The organism is Enterobacter soli (assembly GCF_964208575.1).
In the GTDB taxonomy this organism is placed as follows: Bacteria; Pseudomonadota; Gammaproteobacteria; order Enterobacterales; family Enterobacteriaceae; genus Enterobacter; species Enterobacter soli_A.
The window spans coordinates 175,945-195,073 of the sequence record NZ_CAXOFU010000001.1 but is presented as its reverse complement, the minus strand read 5'-3'; the positions used below and the strand labels follow the sequence as shown (position 1 = coordinate 195,073).

The following is a 19,129-nucleotide window of genomic DNA, read 5'->3' as shown; positions in this document are numbered from 1 at the left end:
ATCAGCGGCGGCTTAATTCCGCCACGGTCATCGTGAAGACAAGCAGCGTATCGCCCTCGTTGGCGTAGCTGTGGGCGGCGTCGGTTTTCGCTACCGCCGACGCTCCCGCCGGGATCGGCGTAACGCTTTCATCCAGCGTCAGGGTGAGCGCGCCCGCCTCGACGTGCAGCAGCTCGAAGGTGCCGCTCGGATGCCCGGGGGATGAAAAACGCTCGCCGGGCTGCATTTCCCATTTCCAGAGCTCAATCATGTCCGGCCCGGCCGTCCCGGCCAGCAGCCTGGCGCGCCCGCCCTTCTCCCCCTGCCACAGCACGGGAATGTCCGCTTCTTCAATGAGATGCACCGCAGGGGTGCTGGACACGTTGACGATATCCGCCACCGAGACTCCCAGCGCGGCGGCCAGCTTGCACAGAATGGCGATGCTCGGGTTCGCCGCCCCTTTTTCGATCTCCACCAGCATCCCTTTGCTGACGGAAGCCCGGCGCGACAGCTCGTCGAGCGAGAGCTTTTTCTCCTTGCGCCAGTTGCGTATCCGGTTAGCCACCGCCAGGCTTACCTGGGCGATGTCGGCCCCCTGCTCGGTCATTATATTGACTTTATCAGTCATTGGTCACTACCATGGTATAAAACAGTCAATACAGGATTATTTATGTCTCTCGTTACGCCGTCAATAGATCCGCGTCTTGCCGGGATTGCCCCCGGCTTTCGGGCGCTGAGCATTCTGGTTGAAGCCGCGCCGATTACCCGTCCAGACGTGGCTCCCGCCGCGCTGGCCCACGCCTGTCAGCAGGTGTTGAACGACGATGTGCCCTGGGCGCAGGCGCATCTCGACGCCTGGGACGAGGTGTTCAAAGCCTTTGGCGCAAAGCCCAGGCGCACGCCCTGTTCGGCGTCGGCCCTGCGCAAGCGGGTGCTGAAGGAGGGAACGCTGCCGCCGCTCGATCCGGTGGTGGATATCTACAACGCGATTAGCATCCGCTACGCCATTCCGGTCGGCGGGGAAAATCTTGCCGCGTATCACGGCGCGCCGCGCCTGACCCTGGCCGAAGGCAATGAGCCGTTCGATACCGTCAAAGAGGGGCAGCCCGCGGTGGAGTATCCCGACGCCGGGGAGGTTATCTGGCGGGATGACGTTGGGGTCACCTGCCGCCGCTGGAACTGGCGACAGGGGATCCGCACCCGGCTCGACAGCCGGGCGCAGCGCATGTGGTTTATACTCGAAAGCCTGCCGTCGCTGCCGCAGACCGCGCTGGAAGAGGCGGGTCAGGAGCTGGTCAGCACGCTGCAGCAGCTGATGCCCGGCGCTACCGCGCAGGTGCAATTACTCGAACTGTAAGAGGACAACACCATGTTTCACGGTTTAAGCGCGTTTCCGCTAACGCCGCTCAAAGCGGGTAAGTTTGACGAACGCGCGTTTGCCGGGCTGCTTGCGCCGCTGGTCGACGCGGGCGTGGATTCGCTGGGCATTCTCGGCTCGACCGGGAGCTATGCCTATCTCACCCCGGACGAGCGCGCGTACATTACCCGCTGCGCCGTGGAGCAGGCGGGCGATATTCCGGTGATGGTCAGCATCGGCGCGCTGCGCCTGGAGGATATTTTGCGTCTGGCGGACGACGCGCAGGCAGCGGGGGCGAGCAGCGTGCTGATGGCGCCGGTGTCGTACCAGCGGCTGACGGCGGACGAGGTCTATGCCCTGTATGAAAGGGTCACCCGCCAGCTTTCCGTGCCGCTGTGCGTGTACGATAACCCCGCCACCACCGGGTTCGAGTTTAGCCACGCGCTGATGCGTGCCGTGGCGGCGCTGCCCAACGTCGGCTCGGTGAAGTGTGGCCGCGTGCCGGAGGACGTGGCGCAGCTGCGGGCCAGCCTGCCGCCGTCGGTGACGCTGGGGATCAGCGGCGACTGGCAGGCGGCGTCGGCGCTGCGGGCAGGGTTTGACGTCTGGTATTCGGTTGTGGCCGGGCTGTTTCCGCGCACGGCGCTGGCGATTGCCCGCGCGGCGGATACCGCGCCGTCCGACAGGCTGGCGCCGCTGTGGGCGCTGTTCCGCCAGTACGGCAGCCTGCGGGTGATGGCGGCAGCGGCGGAGATGGCGGGCAGGGTCGAGGCTCCTGCGCTCCCCTTCCCGCTCCGGGCGATTAGCGGAGAACCGCGCGAAAGGCTCGCCGCCCTCATTGAAAGCCTGGCCCTGGCCTGAGGATCCACGCGCGTCCGCCGGTCAAGCGCGGACGCGACCATTTTTATCCGCTTTGCTCCACGATTATATTGACCATCAATAATTAGCCTGTTAATTATTATGGCGGGGATAGGATTTTCCTCATAATGGATCAACACAGGAGTGTTTCATCATGGATGCAAAAAAAATCTTCGCCGCGCTCGCGGTTCTTGCCCTTTCTACTTCCCTTTGTCAGGCCGCCGGTCATAGCGGCAAGGTTCGCTTTGTCGGTCAGGTGGTTGAGGCGGGCTGCTGGAACGTGGCTGGCACCTATAGCGTCACCTGTCAGCACAATAACGCCACCGCGCACTATAAGTTGGCGAGCGCCAGCCGCGCGGCGCTACCGGTCAGCAATGCTAACGTTGTTACCCGCTGGCTCAACGGCGATAAATCCCTTGAGCTGATGCAAATCACCTACAACTAACCCGCTGGCCCGGCGGCGCGATGCCACCGGGCCGTTTTTTACTCCGGCAGCAGCCCGACAAAGCTGCGCTTCTTGCGCGGCTCCGACATCAGCGCCTCAAGCTTATCCACGCACGCCAGATAGTGCGGGGTTTGCTTATGCGCCAGCACCGCCTCCTCATCTTTGTACGCCTCGTAGATAAAGAAGCGGGTTTTCACCCGCGGGTCCTGCAATACGTCAAAGCGCAGGTTCCCCGGCTCCTGGATCGCCCCTTCGTGGTTGGCGCGAAACACCTCCAGAAACTCGTCCACCCGCTCGGGCTTGATGTTGATCTCAACCAGCGTCACGTTCATTTTGCCTCTCCCTGTTTCTCTTCCTGCCAGAACTGGAACGCATCGCGCGCGCTCATGTTCTCGTGAACCACTTTTTTCACCGCCTTCAGCATGGCGAGCGGCGCGCTGGACTGGAAGATGTTTCGCCCCATATCCACGCCGGACGCCCCCTGATCGATGGCCCGCCAGCACATCTCCAGCGCCTCGTGCTCCGGCAGCTTTTTCCCGCCCGCAATCACAATCGGCACCGGGCAGCTGGCGGTCACTTTTTCAAAGCCTTCGTCGACGTAATAGGTTTTGACGAACTGCGCCCCCATCTCGGCAGCGATGCGGCTGGCGAGGGAGAAATAGCGCGCGTCGCGGGCCATCTCTTTCCCCACGCCGGTCACCGCCAGCGTTGGAATGCCGTAGCGCGTCCCCGCGTCCACCAGCTTAATGATGTTGTTGATCGACTGATGCTCAAACTCGCTGCCGATATAGACCTGCGCCGCCACCGCGCAGACGTTCAGGCGCAGGGCGTCTTCCATCGCCACCGCCACGCACTCGTTGGACAGCTCCCCCAGAATCGAATTCCCCCCGGAGGCGCGCAGCACCACCGGCCTGTTGGTGGCGGGCGGCACCTGGCTGCGCAAAATCCCGCGCGTGCACATCAGCACGTCGGTTTCGGCAAACAGCGGCGCAATGGAGAGATCGATACGCTCAAGCCCGGTGGTCGGCCCCTGAAAATAGCCGTGGTCAAAGGCCAGCATCACCGTGCGGTTGCTCTGCGGGTTAAAGATGCGCGCCAGCCGCGACTGCATCCCCCAGTCCAGCGCGCCGCAGCCCTTCAGGGTGAAAGGCACGTTCTGCTGCGGTGTGCCAATGCCAAAATCCTTGCCGTCTTTGATGTCGTCTAAATCAGCCATGTGCTCCCCCGTCAGAAATCGTATTTGTTGATGTTCTCTTTAGTGAATACCACGCGCTCCGGCAGCAATACGATGCCGTTGCCCTTCGCCTCATACTGGTATCCCTGCACACTGTTGGGCTCGATCTTCAGCGTGCCGATGTCTTTCACTTCGACGCTGTCGCCGGGGTTAAGATCGCCCTTTTTCAACAAACGATCGGCGACATTGACCGCAATTTTGCCCTGTTGCACCACGTCCCACAGGCCGAAGGCTTTCACCGTGCCGCGCTCCACGTAGGGGCGCATCACGTTCGGCGTACTGAACCCGACAATCGCCACCCCTTCACGCTTGAGGTTTTCCGCCGCCTGCGCCGCCGCAGGCAGGGCGTTGGCGTCCGGGGCAATAATCGCATCCAGATCCGGGTAGGCTTTTAAGATCCCCTCGGCGGTTTGCAGGGATTTGGTGGCGTCGTTATAGCCAAACTGGGTGGTGACGATTTGCCACTGGGGATGATCTTTCTCGATTTTGGCCTTCGCCTCTTTCACCCACTGGTTCTGGTCGGTCACGGTCGGGCTGGAGTAGAAGAATGCCACTTTGGCGTTGGGTTTGGTCACCTGCTGCGAGGCCATGTCCACCAGCAGGCCGCCGAGCTGCTGCGGCGTGCCCTGATTGATGTAAATGCTGCGGCACTCCGGCTTAGTGTCGGAATCCCAGGTCAGCACCTTCACGCCGCGCTGCATCGCGCGCTTCAGCGCCGGGCAGAGGCCGTCCGGCGACACGGCGGAGACAATAATGGCGTTATAGCCCTGGTTGACGAAGTTGTTGACGAGCTGCACCTGGCCGGAGACGCTCGGCTCGGTCGGGCCGTCGTAGGTCACGTCCGCGCCGAGGGCTTTGCCCGCCTCTTTTGCCCCGTTGCCGCCGCTGGTGAAGAAGCCCACGCCCACCAGCTTCGGGATAAAGGCAATGCGGTCTGCCGCCTGCGCGGAGGCAACGCTGAGCGCCATCGCCAGGACTATCAGTTTTGTTTTCATCTTACGCTCCGGGTAGTTTTGAGGAGGAAATTACGCACCCATTCACGGTGCAGACTCAGCGAACGTCCCATCACCACCGCAACCAACAGCGCCCCTGACAGCGCGCTCGACACCTGGTTGGGGATGCCGACCATCTGTAAACCCTGCTGCAGATACCCCACCAGCAGCGCTGCCAGTGCCGTACCCACAACCGAACCTGAACCGCCATAGATATTCGCCCCGCCGAGCACGGCGGCGGTGAGCGCGGGCATCAGCAAATCGCGCCCCAAATCCGACCGCGCCGAGCCGAAATACGAAACCATCACCAGCGCGGCAATCGCCGAGGCCACGCCCACCAGGCCGTACAGGACATAGGGCATTCCGTTGACCGACAGCGCCGCATAGCGCGCCGCGCGCGGGTTTTGCCCAATCAAAAACAGGTGCCGCCCGAACCGCCCGCGGTGGGTAATCAGCCAGAAGAACAGCGTAATGACGGCGAACAGCACCAGCGGCACGGGCAGCCCCAGCAGGGTGAGGTTGGCGAAGGCGGTAAAGCTGTCCGGGAAGCCGCCGATGCCCTCGTAGCCCGTCGCCCCGGCCATGCCGGAGAGCAGCAGCGCCCCGCCGCCGTAGAGGTAGAGCGTGCCGAGCGTGATCACCAGCGGGCTGATGCCGGTGTAGTGAATCAGCGCGGCGTTCACCAGCCCGCAGAGCAGGCCGAGCAGCAGCGTCAGCGGAATGGCGACGGCCATCGGCCACCCGGCCTGCATCATCACCCCCAGCGCGATGGCGCACAGGCCGATGGTTGAGCCGAGGGAAATGTCGATCCCGCCGCTGATAATCACCAGCGTCAGCGGCAGCGCCACAATGCCGATGCAGATAAAATCGCTGGTGCTGAACAGCAGCATGTTGATGTCGAGCATTCGCGGATTAATGGCGCCAAAGAGCAGGATCTCGAGCACCAGTAAAATCAGCAACGCGCTTTCCCAGTTAAGCTTCATTTACGCCACCTCTTTTTTGCGTTTCGGAAACGGGGTGACGTGCTTTCCCCCTCTGTTGCCCGGCTGGAAGCGGCTGTACTTCAGCGCCCGCTGGTGGCGCGCCAGCGCCTGGCGCAGGCGTCCGTCGAGCACCAGCACGCCCAGCAGCACCAGCCCGGCGATAAAGTCGTTCCACCACGCCGGGAGCTTGAACAGCACCAGCACGGTGTCGATTTGCGTCAGGAAGAAGGCCCCGAGAAACGCGCCGACCAGCGTCCCGGTGCCGCCCAGCAGGGAGATGCCGCCGAGCACGCAGGCGGCGATGGCTTTCATCTCCAGCCCGCTGCCGGTCTGGTTCGGCACAAAGCCAATCTGCGAGGCAAATACGATCCCGGCGCAGGCCGCCAGCATCCCGTTGAGGGTGAAGGCGACGATTCGGGTGCGGTTGACCGCCACGCCGAGCTGCCGCGCGGCGGCGAGGTTATCCCCCACGGCGTAGAAATCGCGGCCAAAGACGGTGCGCGAGAAGATCCACGCCCCCGCGGCGGCTAACGCCAGCACGCCGAATCCGACGGGTGAAACGCCGAGCGCGACGGGCTCGGAAAGGGATTTAAGGCTCGGCGGCAGCCCCTCGATCCATTTGCCGCCCGTCCAGAGCAGCATTCCGCCGCGGTATAGCCCCAGCGTGCCGAGAGTGGCGACAATCGCCGGAATGCGCAGCCCCACCACCAGAAAACCGTTGAACGCCCCCGCCAGCGCGCCGATAAGCAGCGCAAAGAGCATCGACACCGGCAGGCTGTAGCCGCCGTTAAGCGCCACGCCAACGGCAATCGCGCACAGCCCCACCGTGGAGCCCACGGAAACATCAATGTTGCGGGTCAGCATCACCATCGCCGCCCCCAGCGCCAGCAGGATCAGGATCTGCGAGCTGGCGAAGATCATCCCCAGGGTCTGCAGGCTGAAATAGGCCGGGTTCAGCGCCACCAGCACAGCAAACAACGCCAGGATCGCCAGCAGCGCGCTCAGCTCGCGGTTTTTCAGTAACGTCTTCATGATTGTCCTCCGAAGGCCAGCGACATCATTTTGTCGAGGCTGACGGCGTGGCGCGGCAGCTCGCCGCTGAGCATCCCCTGATGCATCACCAGCACGCGGTCGGCGAGGCCGGGGAATTCGTCGAGATCGCTTGAGATCATCAGCACCGCCACGTTTTGCGCCGCCACGCTTTTGATCAGCTGATAGATGTCCGCCCGCGCCGAAACGTCCACCCCGCGCGTGGGTTCATCGACGATCAGCAGCAGCGGGTTGGCCTCCAGGCAGCGTGCCAGCAGCACCTTTTGCTGGTTCCCGCCGGAGAGCGTGCGCACGGGTTGATCCGCGCCGTTAAGCTTGATCCCCAGCGCCCGGTGATAGCGCTCCACCACCGCCGACTCCCGCCCGGGTTGCTGCCAGATTGACGGCTCGTTCAGCGCCACCGTGTTCCAGCGCACGGGCGCATCGAGGAACAGGCCGGAAACCTGCCGATCTTCCGGGAGGTAAACCAGCCCTTTGTTCAGCCGGGAAGCCGTCGCCTCGTCGCTGATGTCCTGATTCTCCAGCCAGACGCGCCCCGCCCGCGACGGGCGCAGGCCGTAGAGAGTTTCGGCGAACTCGGTACGCCCGGATCCCACCAGCCCGGCCAGGCCGACGATCTCCCCGGCGTAGATCTCAAGACTGAGATCGATAAACCCTTCCCCGGTGAGCGACTCCACGCGCAGCACCGGGAAGTCCTGCGCCTGCGTCCGGCGGTTGCCCGGCAGCGCCAGCCACAGCTTTTGCGTATCGCTAAGATCGGCATCGCGCCCGACCGGCGTCATGGCGGCAATCAGCGCGCCGTCGTCGTACCGCGCCGTTTCGCCGCTGAGCACTACCGCCCCGTCGCGCATCACCGACACGTGGCTGGCAAGCTGGCGGATCTCCGGCAATTTATGGGAGATAAACACGATCCCCACGCCGAGCGCCTGCAGGGCGCGGATCTGGCGAAACAGCCGCTCGGTTTCCCCCGGCGTGAGCGACGCCGTGGGTTCATCAAGAATGAGGATCGTCGCGTTGCGCATGAGGCCGCGCAGGATCTCCACCATCTGCTGATCCGCCACTTCCAGGGTGCTGGCGGCGGCATCCAGACTGAGCTGGCACTGGAGCTGCTGAAGCTTTTCCCCCAGCCGTTTCTCAAGCTCTTTTTCACGCGGCAGGCGGAAGAGGATGTTTTCCCGCACCGTCAGGTTCGGAAACAGCATTGGCTCCTGGGGCACCAGATAGATGCCGAGCCCGTGCGCCTGAGCGGGACTCAGCCGCGCAAAAGGCTGCCCGCAGACGGAAAGTTCACCGCCGTCCGGCGTTTCGACGCCCGCGATGATTTTCATCAGCGTCGATTTCCCCGCGCCGTTACCGCCCATCAGCGCATGGACCTGGCCCGCAAGCAGCGTGAAATCAATGCCTTTTAACACCGGCACGCCAGAGAACTGCATGCGTATATCACGTGCTTCAAGAAGTGGGGACATCATCGCTCCGCGGTTGAACAAATGATTTTTGAAATTAATAATGTTCAAAAGCGTAGACGGTGAACTATATTTACAACCGTGCAGGGATCACAGTTTTATGGATTAAGATCCGAATAAACCTGAAACAATCTAAAAGATCCGTTTTGTCGCGTGGCTCACATTTTCCCTTCGCGCCAGCACGAACATATGATCTAAATTTTTATAAGAGTTCAAAAAATGGGCGAGAAACGCATTGCTGAAGAGGGCCGGTTTGCAGGGCTTGCACTGGCAGAAGAGGAACTGGTGGCGCGCGTCGCCTGGTGTTACTACCACGACGGGCTGACCCAGAACGACATCGGCGAGCGGCTGGGCCTGCCCCGCCTGAAGATTTCGCGCCTGCTGGAAAAGGGGCGTCAGTCCGGGGTGATCCGCGTACAGATCAACTCCCGCTACGAAGGGTGTCTGGCGCTGGAAACCGCGCTCCAGCAGCGCTTCGGGCTGAAGCTGGTGCGGGTTTTGCCCGCGCTGAATACCCCGCCGATGAACGTCAGGTTAGGAATTGGCGCGGCGCAGTCGCTGATGGGCGTCCTGGAGCCGGGACAGCTGCTGGCGGTGGGATTTGGTGAAACCACCATGAGCAGCCTGCAGCACTTAAGCGGATTTATCAGCTCCCAGCAGATCCGCCTGGTGACGCTGTCCGGCGGCGTGGGGCCCTATATGACCGGCATTGGCCAGCTGGATGCCGCCTGCAGCGTCAGCATGATCCCCGCCCCGCTTCGCGTGTCGTCAGCCGAAGTGGCCGGGATCTTAAAGCGGGAAACCAGCGTGCGGGACGTGATCCTCGCCGCCACCGCCGCCGACGTTGCCGTGGTGGGGATTGGCGCGGTGAACCAGCGCCGGGACGCCACCATTCTGCGCTCCGGCTACATCAGCGAGGGTGAACAGCTTATGTACGCCCGCAAAGGCGCGGTCGGCGACATTCTTGGCTACTTCCTCAACGCCGACGGGGAGTGCGTGGACGAACTTGAGATCCACAAAGAATTACTGGGCGTCACCCTCGATGAGCTGGCGCAGCTGCCCACCATCGTTGGCGTCGCCGGAGGAGAAGAGAAAGCCGATGCGATTTACGCCGCACTCAAAGGTCGCCGTATCAATGGCCTGGTGACGGAAGAGAATACAGCCCGCGCGGTGCTGGCTCTGGCGAGTTGAGGGGCCACCCTGCGCTAACAGTGAGGCAGGCTCATGAGTTACCTTTTAGCGTTAGATGCAGGGACAGGCAGCGTTCGCGCCGTGATTTTCGATTTGCAGGGCAACCAGATTGCCGTCGGCCAGGCCGAGTGGCGGCACCTGAGCGTGGAGAACGTGCCGGGATCGATGGAGTTCGACCTCGACACCAACTGGCGGCTGGCCTGCCAGTGCATTCATGAGGCGTTAGAGCGGGCGCACCTGGGCGCGGCGGATATTCAGTCCGTCGCCTGCTGCTCCATGCGCGAGGGCATTGTGCTGTACGACCGCAACGGCGAGGCCATCTGGGCCTGCGCCAACGTCGACGCCCGCGCCAGCCGCGAGGTGGCGGAGCTCAAAGAGATCCACGACTACCGTTTTGAATCCGAAGTTTACGACGTTTCCGGGCAGACGCTGGCGCTGAGCGCCATGCCGCGCCTGCTGTGGCTAGCGCACCATCGCCCGGACATTTACCGCAAGGCCGCCACCATCACCATGATCAGCGACTGGCTGGCGGCAAAGCTCTCCGGCGAGCTGGCGGTTGACCCGTCCAACGCGGGCACCACCGGAATGCTCGATCTCTTCAGCCGCGACTGGCGTCCGGCCCTGCTGGATATGGCCGGACTGCGCGCCGATATTCTCTCCCCGGTGAAAGAGACCGGCACCGTACTGGGCGCCGTGACCCCTGCGGCGGCGGCGCAGAGCGGCCTGCGGGAAGGCACGCCCGTGGTGATGGGTGGCGGCGACGTGCAGCTTGGCTGCCTGGGGCTGGGCGTGGTACGCCCGGCGCAGACGGCGGTACTCGGCGGCACCTTCTGGCAGCAGGTGGTGAACCTGCCGCAGGTGCGTACCGACCCTGACATGAACATCCGCGTGAACCCTCACGTTATCCCCGGCATGGCCCAGGCGGAGTCCATCAGCTTCTTTACCGGGCTGACGATGCGCTGGTTCCGCGACGCCTTCTGCGCGGAGGAAAAGCTGATTGCCGGGCGGATGGGGATGGACACCTACTCGCTGCTCGAAGAGATGGCAGGCCGCGTGCCGCCAGGCTCTCACGGGGTGATGCCGATTTTTTCCGACGCGATGCACTTCAGCCAGTGGTATCACGCCGCGCCGTCGTTCATTAACCTCTCCATCGACCCGGAAAAGTGCAACAAAGCCACGCTGTTCCGCGCGCTGGAGGAGAACGCCGCGATTGTCTCGGCCTGCAATCTGGCGCAGATCTCGCGCTTTTCCGGCGTGACCTTCGATAGCCTGGTCTTCGCGGGCGGCGGCGCGAAAGGCGCGCTGTGGAGCCAGATTTTAAGCGACGTCACCGGGCTGCCGGTGCGCGTCCCGGAAGTGAAAGAGGCCACCGCGCTCGGCTGCGCCATCGCCGCCGGAACGGGTGCCGGGCTGTATACGGATATGGCCTCGACGGGCGAGAAGCTGGTGAAGTGGAGCCGGGAGTTCACGCCGAATCCGGCGCACCGGGAGCTGTACGACGGCATGATGCACAAATGGCAGGCGGTGTACGCCGACCAGCTTGGGCTGGTGGACAGCGGGCTGACAACGTCGATGTGGCAGGCGCCGGGGCTGGTGCGTTCCCCCTCACCCCGCCCCTCTCCCTAAGGGAGAGGGAGGTTTAATCCCCTCTCCCCGTGGGAGAGGGTTAGGGTGAGGGCATCAGGCCGCACCAATATTTGAATCCCATCACAATCACCGCATTCCCCTTTTCCCTTTTATCTCGCGCTGGCTAAATTAGTAACTCATCCGACCACATAACAATAATTTTACATTGGAAGAGACTATGAGCCGCTACCCGTCGTTATTCGCCCCCCTCGATCTGGGGTTCACAACGCTCAAAAACCGCGTGTTGATGGGCTCGATGCACACCGGGCTGGAAGAGCATCCGGACGGTGCCGAGCGTCTGGCGGCCTTTTATGCCGAACGCGCGCGTCACGGCGTGGCGCTGATCGTCACCGGCGGTGTGGCCCCTTCCCCCTCCGGCGTGGGCATGGAAGGCGGCGCGGTGCTGAACGATGCGGCGCAGCTGGCGCACCATCGCGTGGTGACCGACGCGGTGCACAAAGAGGGCGGCAAAATCGCCCTGCAAATTCTGCATACCGGGCGCTATAGCTACCAGCCGAATCTGGTTGCCCCCTCCGCCATCCAGGCGCCGATCAACCGCTTCAAACCCCACGCCCTGAGCCACGACGAGATCCTCACCCTGATCGACGACTTCGCCCGCTGTGCGGCGCTGGCGCGGGAAGCGGGATACGACGGCGTGGAGGTGATGGGCTCCGAAGGCTATCTGATCAACGAATTTCTCGCCGCCCGCACCAACCAGCGCGACGACGAATGGGGCGGGGATTACGCGCGGCGCATGCGCTTTGCCGTGGAGGTCGTCCGCGCCGTGCGCGAGCGGGCGGGCGCTGACTTTATTATCGTCTTCCGCCTGTCGATGCTCGATCTGGTGGAGGGCGGTGGCACCTTCGACGAAACCGTGCAGCTGGCGCAGGCCATCGAAGCGGCGGGCGCGACCATCATCAATACCGGCATCGGCTGGCACGAGGCGCGCATTCCGACCATCGCCACCCCGGTGCCGCGCGGGGCGTTTAGCTGGGTGACGCGCAAGCTGAAGGGCAAAGTCGCCATTCCGCTGGTCACCACCAACCGCATTAACGATCCGCAGGTGGCGGACGATCTGCTGAGCCGCGGCGATGCGGATATGGTGTCGATGGCGCGTCCGTTCCTCGCCGACGCCGAGCTGCTGTCTAAAGCGCAGAGCGGCCGCGCGGATGAGATCAACACCTGCATCGGCTGCAACCAGGCGTGTCTGGACCAGATCTTCGTGGGCAAAGTGACCTCGTGCCTGGTCAACCCGCGCGCCTGCCACGAAACCAAAATGCCGATCGTTCCGGCGACGCACAAAAAGCGGCTGGCGGTGGTCGGCGCGGGCCCGGCCGGGCTGGCGTTCGCCGTCAACGCCGCCGCGCGCGGGCACAGCGTGACGCTGTTCGACGCCGCGGCGGAGATCGGTGGGCAGTTTAATATCGCCAAACAGATCCCCGGCAAAGAAGAGTTCTACGAAACCCTGCGCTACTACCGCCGAACGATCGAGCTAACCGGGGTCGATCTGCGGCTTAACCAGTTTGTTAGCGCGGCGGATCTAATCGGTTTCGACGAGGTGATCCTGGCCAGCGGGATCGCTCCGCGCGTCCCGGCGATCGCGGGTATCGATCATCCGAAGGTATTGAGCTATCTCGACGTGCTGCGCGACAAAGTCTCGGTCGGCGAGAAGGTAGCGATCGTCGGCTGCGGCGGGATCGGCTTTGATACGGCGATGTACTTAAGCCAGCCGGGCGAGGCCACCAGCCAGAACATCGCCGAGTTTTGCGTGGAATGGGGAATCGACACCAGCCTTAGCCAGTCCGGCGGCCTGCGCCCGGAGGGCCCGCAGCTACCGAAAAGCCCGCGCCAGATCGTGATGCTCCAGCGCAAGGCCAGCAAGCCGGGCGAAGGCCTGGGCAAAACCACCGGCTGGATCCACCGCGCCACCCTGCTCTCCCGCGGGGTGAAGATGATCCCGGCGGTGAGCTACGACAAGATCGACGACGAAGGGTTACACGTCACGATCGGCGGCGAGCCGCAGCTGCTGGCGGTGGATCACGTTATTTTATGTGCCGGGCAGGAGCCGAAGCGCGATCTTGCGGAGCCGCTGCGCGAAGCGGGTAAAACGGTGCATTTGATTGGCGGGTGCGACGTGGCGATGGAGCTTGATGCCCGGCGGGCAATTGCGCAGGGAACGGCACTGGCATTAGAGATTTGATTTCTTACCCGGTGGCCAGGGTAAAAGCAAAACGGCAACCCAGTTGCCGTTTTTAGTGTTTGCTCCCTCTCCCCGTGGGAGAGGGCCGGGGTGAGGGCATCAGGCCGCAGTTAACGACGACGCCCCAGCTTCACCGCTTTCAGCACCACGAACTTGTTGTTGGTCGCAACGGTGACGCAGTTACCGAAGATCTTCTTCAGCTTGTGGAAATAGTCCAGGTGGCGGTTCGCCACGATGTACAGCTCGCCGTTGATTTTCAGGCAGCGGCGCGCGTGGTGGAACATCTCCCAGGCGACGTTATCCGTCAGGGCGTGCTTCTGGTGGAACGGCGGGTTGCAGAACACGGCGTTGAAGCGGAACGGCTCGACGCCCGACAGCGCGTTGTTGATCATAAACTCGCAGCGGTCCAGCGCGTCCGGCATGTTCAGCTCAACGTTCATGCGGCTTGATGCCACCGCCATCGGCGACTCATCGCTAAACACCACATTGGCTTCCGGGTTCTTCGCCAGCAGCGTCAGGCCAATCACGCCGTTACCGCAGCCCAGGTCAACGATCTCGCCTTCCAGATTTTCCGGCAGATGCTCAATGAAGAAGCGTGCGCCAATGTCCAGCCCGGTGCGGGAGAACACGTTCGCGTGGTTGTGGATAGTCCAGTCGGTGCCTTCCAGCTTCCAGCTCAGGGTTTCCGGCGCGTCGGCCAGCTCAGGTGCGCTGAAGGTGCAGTTAATCAGGCGCGCCTTTTTCCACGCCAGCGTGGTGGTGGTTGGGCCGAGCACTTTCTCGAACAGTTCCAGCGTCGAAGTGTGAATATCGCGCGCCTTCGCTCCCGCGATAATGCGGGTTTCTGGCGTCACCACCTTGCGCAGCGCGCGCAGCTGCTGTTCCAGCAGCGCCATGGTTTTTGGCACTTTGATCAGCACCACGCCCGGCGCCTGCGGGTAGTCCGCGGTGCTGTCGAGGAACTTCACGCTCGACTCTTCGAGATCGTTATGGCGCAGGTTTTCACGCGTCGCCAGCTCGCTCAGGTAGGAGTCGCCGATGCTGTACGGGGTGTGTTCCGCCAGGGCGCAGCCAAGCGCGCCGAAGGCGTCATTCAGGATCAGCACCGGGCCGCGGATTTCAGCGTCATCCAACTGTTGCAGCAGATATTCATCCGCCGCTTCCCACGCCTGAAGCGGGTTTACGTCGTCCGTTTCCGGGAAACGTTTAAGGTTGAGTGAACGGAAACCGTTGTCTAAGTGGCTCATCGGCCCTCCTGAATGGTAAAATTTGGCGTATCCCTGAAAAGGGTGCGTGAGTATACCCGTTTTCACATTGCTTTGGGCTTTTGATGCACCAACTTATGGGCTTTTGATGAACCAACTTACTTATCTCCAGGGCTACCCGGAGCATTTACTTTCTCAGGTTCGCAGCCTGATTGCCGAGCAGAAGCTCGGCGCGGTGCTGGAAAAACGCTATCCCGGCACCCACGATTTCGCGACAGACAAAGCCCTCTGGCAGTATACGCAGGATCTGAAAAGCCGGTATCTGAAGAGCGCCCCGCCGATCAATAAGGTCATGTACGACAATAAGATCCACGTACTGAAGAACGCCCTTGGCCTGCATACCGCGATTTCCCGCGTGCAGGGCGGCAAGCTGAAAGCCAAAGCGGAAATCCGCGTGGCGACCGTGTTCCGAAATGCGCCAGAAGCGTTTCTACGGATGATCGTGGTACACGAACTCGCGCACCTGAAAGAGAAAGAGCACGACAAGGCGTTCTACTCCCTGTGCTGCCACATGGAGCCGCAGTACCACCAGCTGGAGTTTGATACCCGCCTGTGGCTTACGCATTTATCGTTAAATAGTCTCCCCTAAAGTATTCAGGTTGCCGCAAGGCGGCGACGCAGTGAATCCCCAGGAGCTTACATCAGTAAGTGACTGGGGTGAGCGAGGAAAGCCAACGCAGCGGCAGTCTGAATAATGACGGGGATGCGGAATAGCGCACTGGTTTTGCAACAATCACGTGCTACAGTGGCTAAAGGTTCCCAGCTACGGAGTACGTAAACGTTTATGATACGTTTCGCAGTCATTGGAACGAACTGGATCACCCGCCAGTTCGTCGACGCCGCCCACGAAACCGGCAAATTTAAGCTCACCGCGGTCTATTCCCGCAGCCTTGAACAGGCGCAGACCTTTGCGAATGACTATCTGGTTGAGCATCTCTTTACCTCGCTCGACGCGATGGCGCAAAGCGAAGACATTGACGCGGTTTATATTGCCAGCCCGAACTCCCTGCACTTCCCGCAAACCAAACTGTTCCTCAGCCACAAAAAGCACGTGATTTGCGAGAAGCCGCTGGCCTCGAACGTTCAGGAAGTGGAAGCCGCCATTGCGCTGGCGCGTGAAAACCAGGTGGTGCTGTTCGAAGCCTTCAAAACCGCCAGCCTGCCCAACTTCCTGCTGTTGCAGCAGTCCCTGCCGAAGATCGGCAAGGTGCGTAAGGCGTTCATTAACTATTGCCAGTACTCGTCGCGCTATCAGCGCTATCTGGACGGCGAAAACCCGAACACCTTCAATCCTGAGTTCTCTAACGGCTCGATTATGGACATCGGCTTTTACTGTCTGGCCTCAGCGGTGGCGCTGTGGGGCGAGCCGCACGGCGTGACGGCGACCGCCAGCCTGCTGGACAGCGGCGTGGACGCGCACGGCCTGGTGGTGCTGGACTACGGCGATTTCAGCGTCACGCTGCAACACTCCAAAGTCAGCGATTCGGTGCTGCCGAGCGAGATTCAGGGTGAAGCCGGCTCGCTGGTAATCGAGAAGATTTCGGAGTGCCAGAAGCTGAGCTTTGTGCCGCGCGGCGGTAAGGCGCAGGAGCTGACGCAGCCTCAGCATATAAACACTATGCTCTATGAGGCAGAGGTTTTTGCGCGTCTGGTTGAAGACAATGAGGTGAATCACCCTGGGCTGGCGGTAAGCCGCACCACGGCGAAGCTGCAAACGGAGATCCGCCGTCAGACCGGCGTGGTGTTCCCGGCAGACGGCGTGAACGCGGAAGCTATCGCGTAAAGCTGTGTAATGAATTTGTGCGAACCATTGACGAATCCAATGGCCTGACATATTTTGTTACCCGCAAAGGGGAGTAACTTCCTTGCCGGTGGATCGTCATTACGATGCGTTTAATCCCGCATCCGGTCGCCGGGCAACCAGCAGCGTTTGGTTGTAAGTGAGACCTTGCCGGAAGGCGAGGTCTATGCATAAAAAGCGTAACGGCTATCGTCTTCTGACCATAGCCGTTTTTGTTTTTTACGCGTAAGGAAAATAGTATGCATTCTGTCGGCACTCCAATGTTGTGGGGCGGATTCGCGGTTGTCGTGCTCATCATGCTGGCGATCGACCTCTTTTTGCAGGGGCGCCGCGGCGCGCATGGCATGTCCATGAAGCAGGCCGCCGCCTGGTCGCTGGTGTGGGTTACCCTCTCTTTACTCTTCTGCGCCGCCTTCTGGTGGTATCTGGCCTCAACCGAAGGCCGTGCGGTGGCCGATCCTCAGGCGCTCGCCTTCCTTACCGGCTATCTGATTGAAAAAGCCCTTGCGGTCGATAACGTCTTCGTCTGGCTGATGCTGTTCAGCTACTTCGCCGTGCCTGCTTCGCTGCAGCGCAGGGTGCTGGTGTACGGCGTGCTGGGGGCGATTATCCTGCGTACCATCATGATCTTCGCCGGCAGCTGGCTGATTACCCAGTTCGAATGGCTGCTGTACGTCTTCGGCGCGTTCCTGCTGTTCACCGGGATCAAGATGGCGCTTGCAAAAGAAGACGGCTCCGCGATTGGCGATCGCCCTTTGGTGAAGTGGATCCGCGGCCACCTGCGCATGACCGACAAAATCGAAACCGAGCACTTCTTCGTGCGTAAGAATGGCCTGCTGTTCGCCACGCCGCTGCTGCTGGTGCTGATTCTGGTTGAGCTGAGCGACGTCATCTTCGCGGTGGACAGCATCCCGGCGATTTTCGCGGTGACAACCGATCCGTTCATCGTGTTGACCTCCAACCTGTTCGCCATCCTGGGCCTGCGTGCGATGTACTTCCTGCTGGCGGGCGCGGCAGAGCGCTTCTCGATGCTGAAGTACGGCCTGTCGGTGATTCTGGTGTTTATCGGTATCAAGATGCTGATTGTCGATTTCTACCATATCCCGATCGCCATTTCGCTCGGCGTGGTGTTTGGCATTCTGATCGTGACGCTGATTATCAACACCTGGGTTAACCGCCAGCACGATAAGAAGCAGCAGGTTTAGTGCCGTTCTGAGTGACCTGATGCCCTCTCCCGCCGGGAGAGGGCGAAAAGTGATTTTGTGAATTTACAGTTAAAAAATATGATGCAACACGTAAAATCCAGCATTTTACGCTTTCTTCCGCCCGCACTTTCCCTATACTCATCCAGGCAAACATTTACTTACATCCGGAAATAAATGTGACTAAGAGCACATCCGGGATGGAACGCAATTTCACTTAAGGAACACTCATGACCATGCAATCTTCTGGTCTGCTGGCGCGTCTTACGCGCGGCAGCCTCGTTAAGCAAATACTGGTAGGCCTGGTGCTGGGCGTTGCGCTCGCGCTTATCTCAAAACCTGCTGCAGAGGCCACCGGGCTGCTCGGCACGCTGTTTGTCGGCGCGCTTAAAGCGGTTGCGCCGGTTCTGGTGCTGACGCTGGTCATGGCCTCCATCGCCAACCATCAGCAGGGGCAAAAAACCAATATTCGCCCTATCCTGTGGATGTACCTGCTCGGCACCTTCTCCGCCGCGCTGACCGCGGTGGTGGTGAGCTTCATTTTCCCGTCAACGCTGCAGCTGACCACGGGCGCGACCGATATCACCCCGCCGGCGGGCATCGTTGAAGTGATGCACGGCCTGCTGATGAGCATTGTCGCTAACCCGATCCACGCGCTGATTAACGCCAACTACATCGGCATTCTGGTGTGGGCGGTGGGCCTGGGCTTTGCCCTGCGCCACAGCAACGACACCACCAAAAACCTGATCACTGATTTCTCCAACGCCGTGACCTTTATCGTGACGCTGGTGATCCGTTTTGCACCGTTGGGTATCTTCGGCCTGGTGGCCTCCACGCTGGCAACCACCGGGTTCGGCGCGCTGTGGGGCTACGCCCAGCTGCTGCTGGTGCTGATTGGCTGTATGGCGGTGGTCGCGCTGGTGATTAACCCGCTGCTGGTGTTCCTGCAAACCCGCCGTAACCCGTATCCGCTGGTGATGCTGTGCCTGCGTGAAAGCGGCGTGACCGCGTTCTTTACCCGCAGCTCGGCGGCGAATATTCCGGTGAATATGTCGCTGTGTGAAAAGCTGAATCTGGATCGCGATACCTATTCCGTATCGATTCCGCTGGGCGCGACCGTCAACATGGCCGGCGCGGCGATCACCATTACGGTGCTGACCCTGGCGGCGGTGCATACGCTGGGCATTCCGGTGGATCTGCCCACCGCGCTGCTGTTAAGCGTAGTTGCGGCGCTCTGCGCCTGCGGCGCGTCCGGCGTGGCGGGCGGCTCTCTGCTGCTGATCCCGCTGGCCTGTAACATGTTCGGCATCCCGAACGAAATCGCCATGCAGGTGGTGGCCGTCGGCTTCATCATCGGCGTGCTGCAGGACTCCTGCGAAACCGCGATCAACTCCTCCACCGACGTGATGTTTACCGCCGCGGTGTGCCAGGCCGAAGACGCGCGCTTAGCGAAGAACGCCCTGCGCAGCTAATGCCGCAAGCC

Annotated in this window: 18 protein-coding genes; 10 read left to right on the top strand and 8 right to left on the bottom strand. The window is 61.6% G+C overall.

Annotated features, from left to right (window positions below; all coding sequences use genetic code 11):
• Position 1 precedes the first annotated feature (1 nt).
• On the bottom strand, positions 2-607 hold the full coding sequence (locus AB6V08_RS00945; protein ID WP_368540797.1) for a helix-turn-helix domain-containing protein: 606 nt from the start codon (positions 605-607) through the stop codon (positions 2-4).
• 42 nt (positions 608-649) lie between these two features.
• On the opposite strand from AB6V08_RS00945, the gene AB6V08_RS00940 reads away from it, so the two are divergent.
• The 3 genes from AB6V08_RS00940 (at position 650) to AB6V08_RS00930 (ending at position 2,639) form a co-directional block, all read left to right on the top strand.
• On the top strand, positions 650-1,336 hold the full coding sequence (locus AB6V08_RS00940) for a B3/4 domain-containing protein (RefSeq protein ID WP_368540796.1): 687 nt from the start codon (positions 650-652) through the stop codon (positions 1,334-1,336).
• Positions 1,337-1,348: 12 nt separating this feature from the next.
• Positions 1,349-2,197 (top strand): dihydrodipicolinate synthase family protein, encoded by an 849-nt coding sequence (locus AB6V08_RS00935; RefSeq protein WP_368540795.1) that lies wholly within the window; start codon positions 1,349-1,351, stop codon positions 2,195-2,197.
• Between the two features lie 151 nt (positions 2,198-2,348).
• On the top strand, positions 2,349-2,639 hold the full coding sequence (locus AB6V08_RS00930; RefSeq protein ID WP_368540794.1) for a hypothetical protein: 291 nt from the start codon (positions 2,349-2,351) through the stop codon (positions 2,637-2,639).
• A gap of 38 nt (positions 2,640-2,677) precedes the next feature.
• On the opposite strand, the gene lsrG is transcribed toward AB6V08_RS00930, so the two are convergent.
• From lsrG to lsrA, 6 genes are read right to left on the bottom strand one after another with little or no spacing between them, the layout of a single operon-like run.
• Entirely contained in the window at positions 2,678-2,971 is a 294-nt protein-coding gene (lsrG, locus tag AB6V08_RS00925; protein ID WP_282494251.1) for a (4S)-4-hydroxy-5-phosphonooxypentane-2,3-dione isomerase, read from the bottom strand.
• Positions 2,968-3,855, bottom strand: a complete 888-nt coding sequence (gene lsrF, locus AB6V08_RS00920; RefSeq protein WP_368540793.1) for a 3-hydroxy-5-phosphonooxypentane-2,4-dione thiolase — start codon at positions 3,853-3,855, stop codon at positions 2,968-2,970. The genes lsrG and lsrF overlap by 4 nt, the downstream gene beginning before the upstream one ends.
• An 11-nt stretch (positions 3,856-3,866) precedes the next feature.
• Positions 3,867-4,868 carry an autoinducer 2 ABC transporter substrate-binding protein LsrB gene (gene lsrB, locus AB6V08_RS00915; RefSeq protein ID WP_368540792.1) on the bottom strand — a complete coding sequence of 334 codons (1,002 nt, stop codon included), beginning with the start codon at positions 4,866-4,868 and terminating at the stop codon, positions 3,867-3,869.
• Positions 4,865-5,848: an autoinducer 2 ABC transporter permease LsrD gene (gene lsrD / locus AB6V08_RS00910; RefSeq protein ID WP_368540791.1), complete on the bottom strand. Its 984-nt coding sequence runs from the start codon at positions 5,846-5,848 to the stop codon at positions 4,865-4,867. The genes lsrB and lsrD overlap by 4 nt, the downstream gene beginning before the upstream one ends.
• Positions 5,849-6,880, bottom strand: a complete 1,032-nt coding sequence (gene lsrC / locus AB6V08_RS00905; protein ID WP_368540790.1) for an autoinducer 2 ABC transporter permease LsrC — start codon at positions 6,878-6,880, stop codon at positions 5,849-5,851.
• Entirely contained in the window at positions 6,877-8,364 is a 1,488-nt protein-coding gene (lsrA, locus tag AB6V08_RS00900) for an autoinducer 2 ABC transporter ATP-binding protein LsrA (protein WP_368540789.1), read from the bottom strand. The genes lsrC and lsrA overlap by 4 nt, the downstream gene beginning before the upstream one ends.
• A gap of 216 nt (positions 8,365-8,580) precedes the next feature.
• On the opposite strand from lsrA, the gene lsrR reads away from it, so the two are divergent.
• The 3 genes from lsrR to AB6V08_RS00885 all read left to right on the top strand — a co-directional run bounded on the left by lsrR (position 8,581) and on the right by AB6V08_RS00885 (position 13,378).
• The gene (gene lsrR / locus AB6V08_RS00895) at positions 8,581-9,552 is read left to right on the top strand and encodes a transcriptional regulator LsrR (protein WP_368540787.1); all 972 of its coding nucleotides are present in this window, start codon (positions 8,581-8,583) and stop codon (positions 9,550-9,552) included.
• A gap of 33 nt (positions 9,553-9,585) precedes the next feature.
• Positions 9,586-11,178, top strand: a complete 1,593-nt coding sequence (lsrK, locus tag AB6V08_RS00890) for an autoinducer-2 kinase (protein ID WP_368540786.1) — start codon at positions 9,586-9,588, stop codon at positions 11,176-11,178.
• Between the two features lie 178 nt (positions 11,179-11,356).
• Positions 11,357-13,378 (top strand): oxidoreductase, encoded by a 2,022-nt coding sequence (locus AB6V08_RS00885; RefSeq protein ID WP_368540785.1) that lies wholly within the window; start codon positions 11,357-11,359, stop codon positions 13,376-13,378.
• A gap of 110 nt (positions 13,379-13,488) precedes the next feature.
• Here AB6V08_RS00885 and rlmG read toward each other — a convergent pair whose 3' ends face one another.
• On the bottom strand, positions 13,489-14,625 hold the full coding sequence (gene rlmG, locus AB6V08_RS00880; RefSeq protein ID WP_368540784.1) for a 23S rRNA (guanine(1835)-N(2))-methyltransferase RlmG: 1,137 nt from the start codon (positions 14,623-14,625) through the stop codon (positions 13,489-13,491).
• Positions 14,626-14,731: 106 nt separating this feature from the next.
• Between rlmG and AB6V08_RS00875 the strand changes: the two genes are divergently transcribed.
• The 4 genes from AB6V08_RS00875 (at position 14,732) to sstT (ending at position 19,118) form a co-directional block, all read left to right on the top strand.
• A complete protein-coding gene (locus AB6V08_RS00875; RefSeq protein ID WP_368540783.1) occupies positions 14,732-15,232 on the top strand; it encodes a YgjP-like metallopeptidase domain-containing protein in 501 nt (166 codons plus the stop codon).
• Between the two features lie 195 nt (positions 15,233-15,427).
• Positions 15,428-16,426: a Gfo/Idh/MocA family protein gene (locus tag AB6V08_RS00870; protein WP_368540782.1), complete on the top strand. Its 999-nt coding sequence runs from the start codon at positions 15,428-15,430 to the stop codon at positions 16,424-16,426.
• Between the two features lie 257 nt (positions 16,427-16,683).
• On the top strand, positions 16,684-17,649 hold the full coding sequence (locus AB6V08_RS00865; protein WP_368540781.1) for a TerC family protein: 966 nt from the start codon (positions 16,684-16,686) through the stop codon (positions 17,647-17,649).
• A gap of 227 nt (positions 17,650-17,876) precedes the next feature.
• Positions 17,877-19,118 carry a serine/threonine transporter SstT gene (gene sstT / locus AB6V08_RS00860; RefSeq protein ID WP_368540780.1) on the top strand — a complete coding sequence of 414 codons (1,242 nt, stop codon included), beginning with the start codon at positions 17,877-17,879 and terminating at the stop codon, positions 19,116-19,118.
• The last annotated feature ends 11 nt before the right edge of the window (positions 19,119-19,129 follow it).

Coding starts and splice junctions, on each gene's coding strand:
- AB6V08_RS00945 (WP_368540797.1), bottom strand. CDS start 607: ATGACTGATAAAGTCAATATAATGACCGAGCAGGGGGCCGACATCGCC.
- AB6V08_RS00940 (WP_368540796.1), top strand. CDS start 650: ATGTCTCTCGTTACGCCGTCAATAGATCCGCGTCTTGCCGGGATTGCC.
- AB6V08_RS00935 (WP_368540795.1), top strand. CDS start 1,349: ATGTTTCACGGTTTAAGCGCGTTTCCGCTAACGCCGCTCAAAGCGGGT.
- AB6V08_RS00930 (WP_368540794.1), top strand. CDS start 2,349: ATGGATGCAAAAAAAATCTTCGCCGCGCTCGCGGTTCTTGCCCTTTCT.
- lsrG (WP_282494251.1), bottom strand. CDS start 2,971: ATGAACGTGACGCTGGTTGAGATCAACATCAAGCCCGAGCGGGTGGAC.
- lsrF (WP_368540793.1), bottom strand. CDS start 3,855: ATGGCTGATTTAGACGACATCAAAGACGGCAAGGATTTTGGCATTGGC.
- lsrB (WP_368540792.1), bottom strand. CDS start 4,868: ATGAAAACAAAACTGATAGTCCTGGCGATGGCGCTCAGCGTTGCCTCC.
- lsrD (WP_368540791.1), bottom strand. CDS start 5,848: ATGAAGCTTAACTGGGAAAGCGCGTTGCTGATTTTACTGGTGCTCGAG.
- lsrC (WP_368540790.1), bottom strand. CDS start 6,880: ATGAAGACGTTACTGAAAAACCGCGAGCTGAGCGCGCTGCTGGCGATC.
- lsrA (WP_368540789.1), bottom strand. CDS start 8,364: ATGTCCCCACTTCTTGAAGCACGTGATATACGCATGCAGTTCTCTGGC.
- lsrR (WP_368540787.1), top strand. CDS start 8,581: ATGGGCGAGAAACGCATTGCTGAAGAGGGCCGGTTTGCAGGGCTTGCA.
- lsrK (WP_368540786.1), top strand. CDS start 9,586: ATGAGTTACCTTTTAGCGTTAGATGCAGGGACAGGCAGCGTTCGCGCC.
- AB6V08_RS00885 (WP_368540785.1), top strand. CDS start 11,357: ATGAGCCGCTACCCGTCGTTATTCGCCCCCCTCGATCTGGGGTTCACA.
- rlmG (WP_368540784.1), bottom strand. CDS start 14,625: ATGAGCCACTTAGACAACGGTTTCCGTTCACTCAACCTTAAACGTTTC.
- AB6V08_RS00875 (WP_368540783.1), top strand. CDS start 14,732: ATGAACCAACTTACTTATCTCCAGGGCTACCCGGAGCATTTACTTTCT.
- AB6V08_RS00870 (WP_368540782.1), top strand. CDS start 15,428: ATGATACGTTTCGCAGTCATTGGAACGAACTGGATCACCCGCCAGTTC.
- AB6V08_RS00865 (WP_368540781.1), top strand. CDS start 16,684: ATGCATTCTGTCGGCACTCCAATGTTGTGGGGCGGATTCGCGGTTGTC.
- sstT (WP_368540780.1), top strand. CDS start 17,877: ATGACCATGCAATCTTCTGGTCTGCTGGCGCGTCTTACGCGCGGCAGC.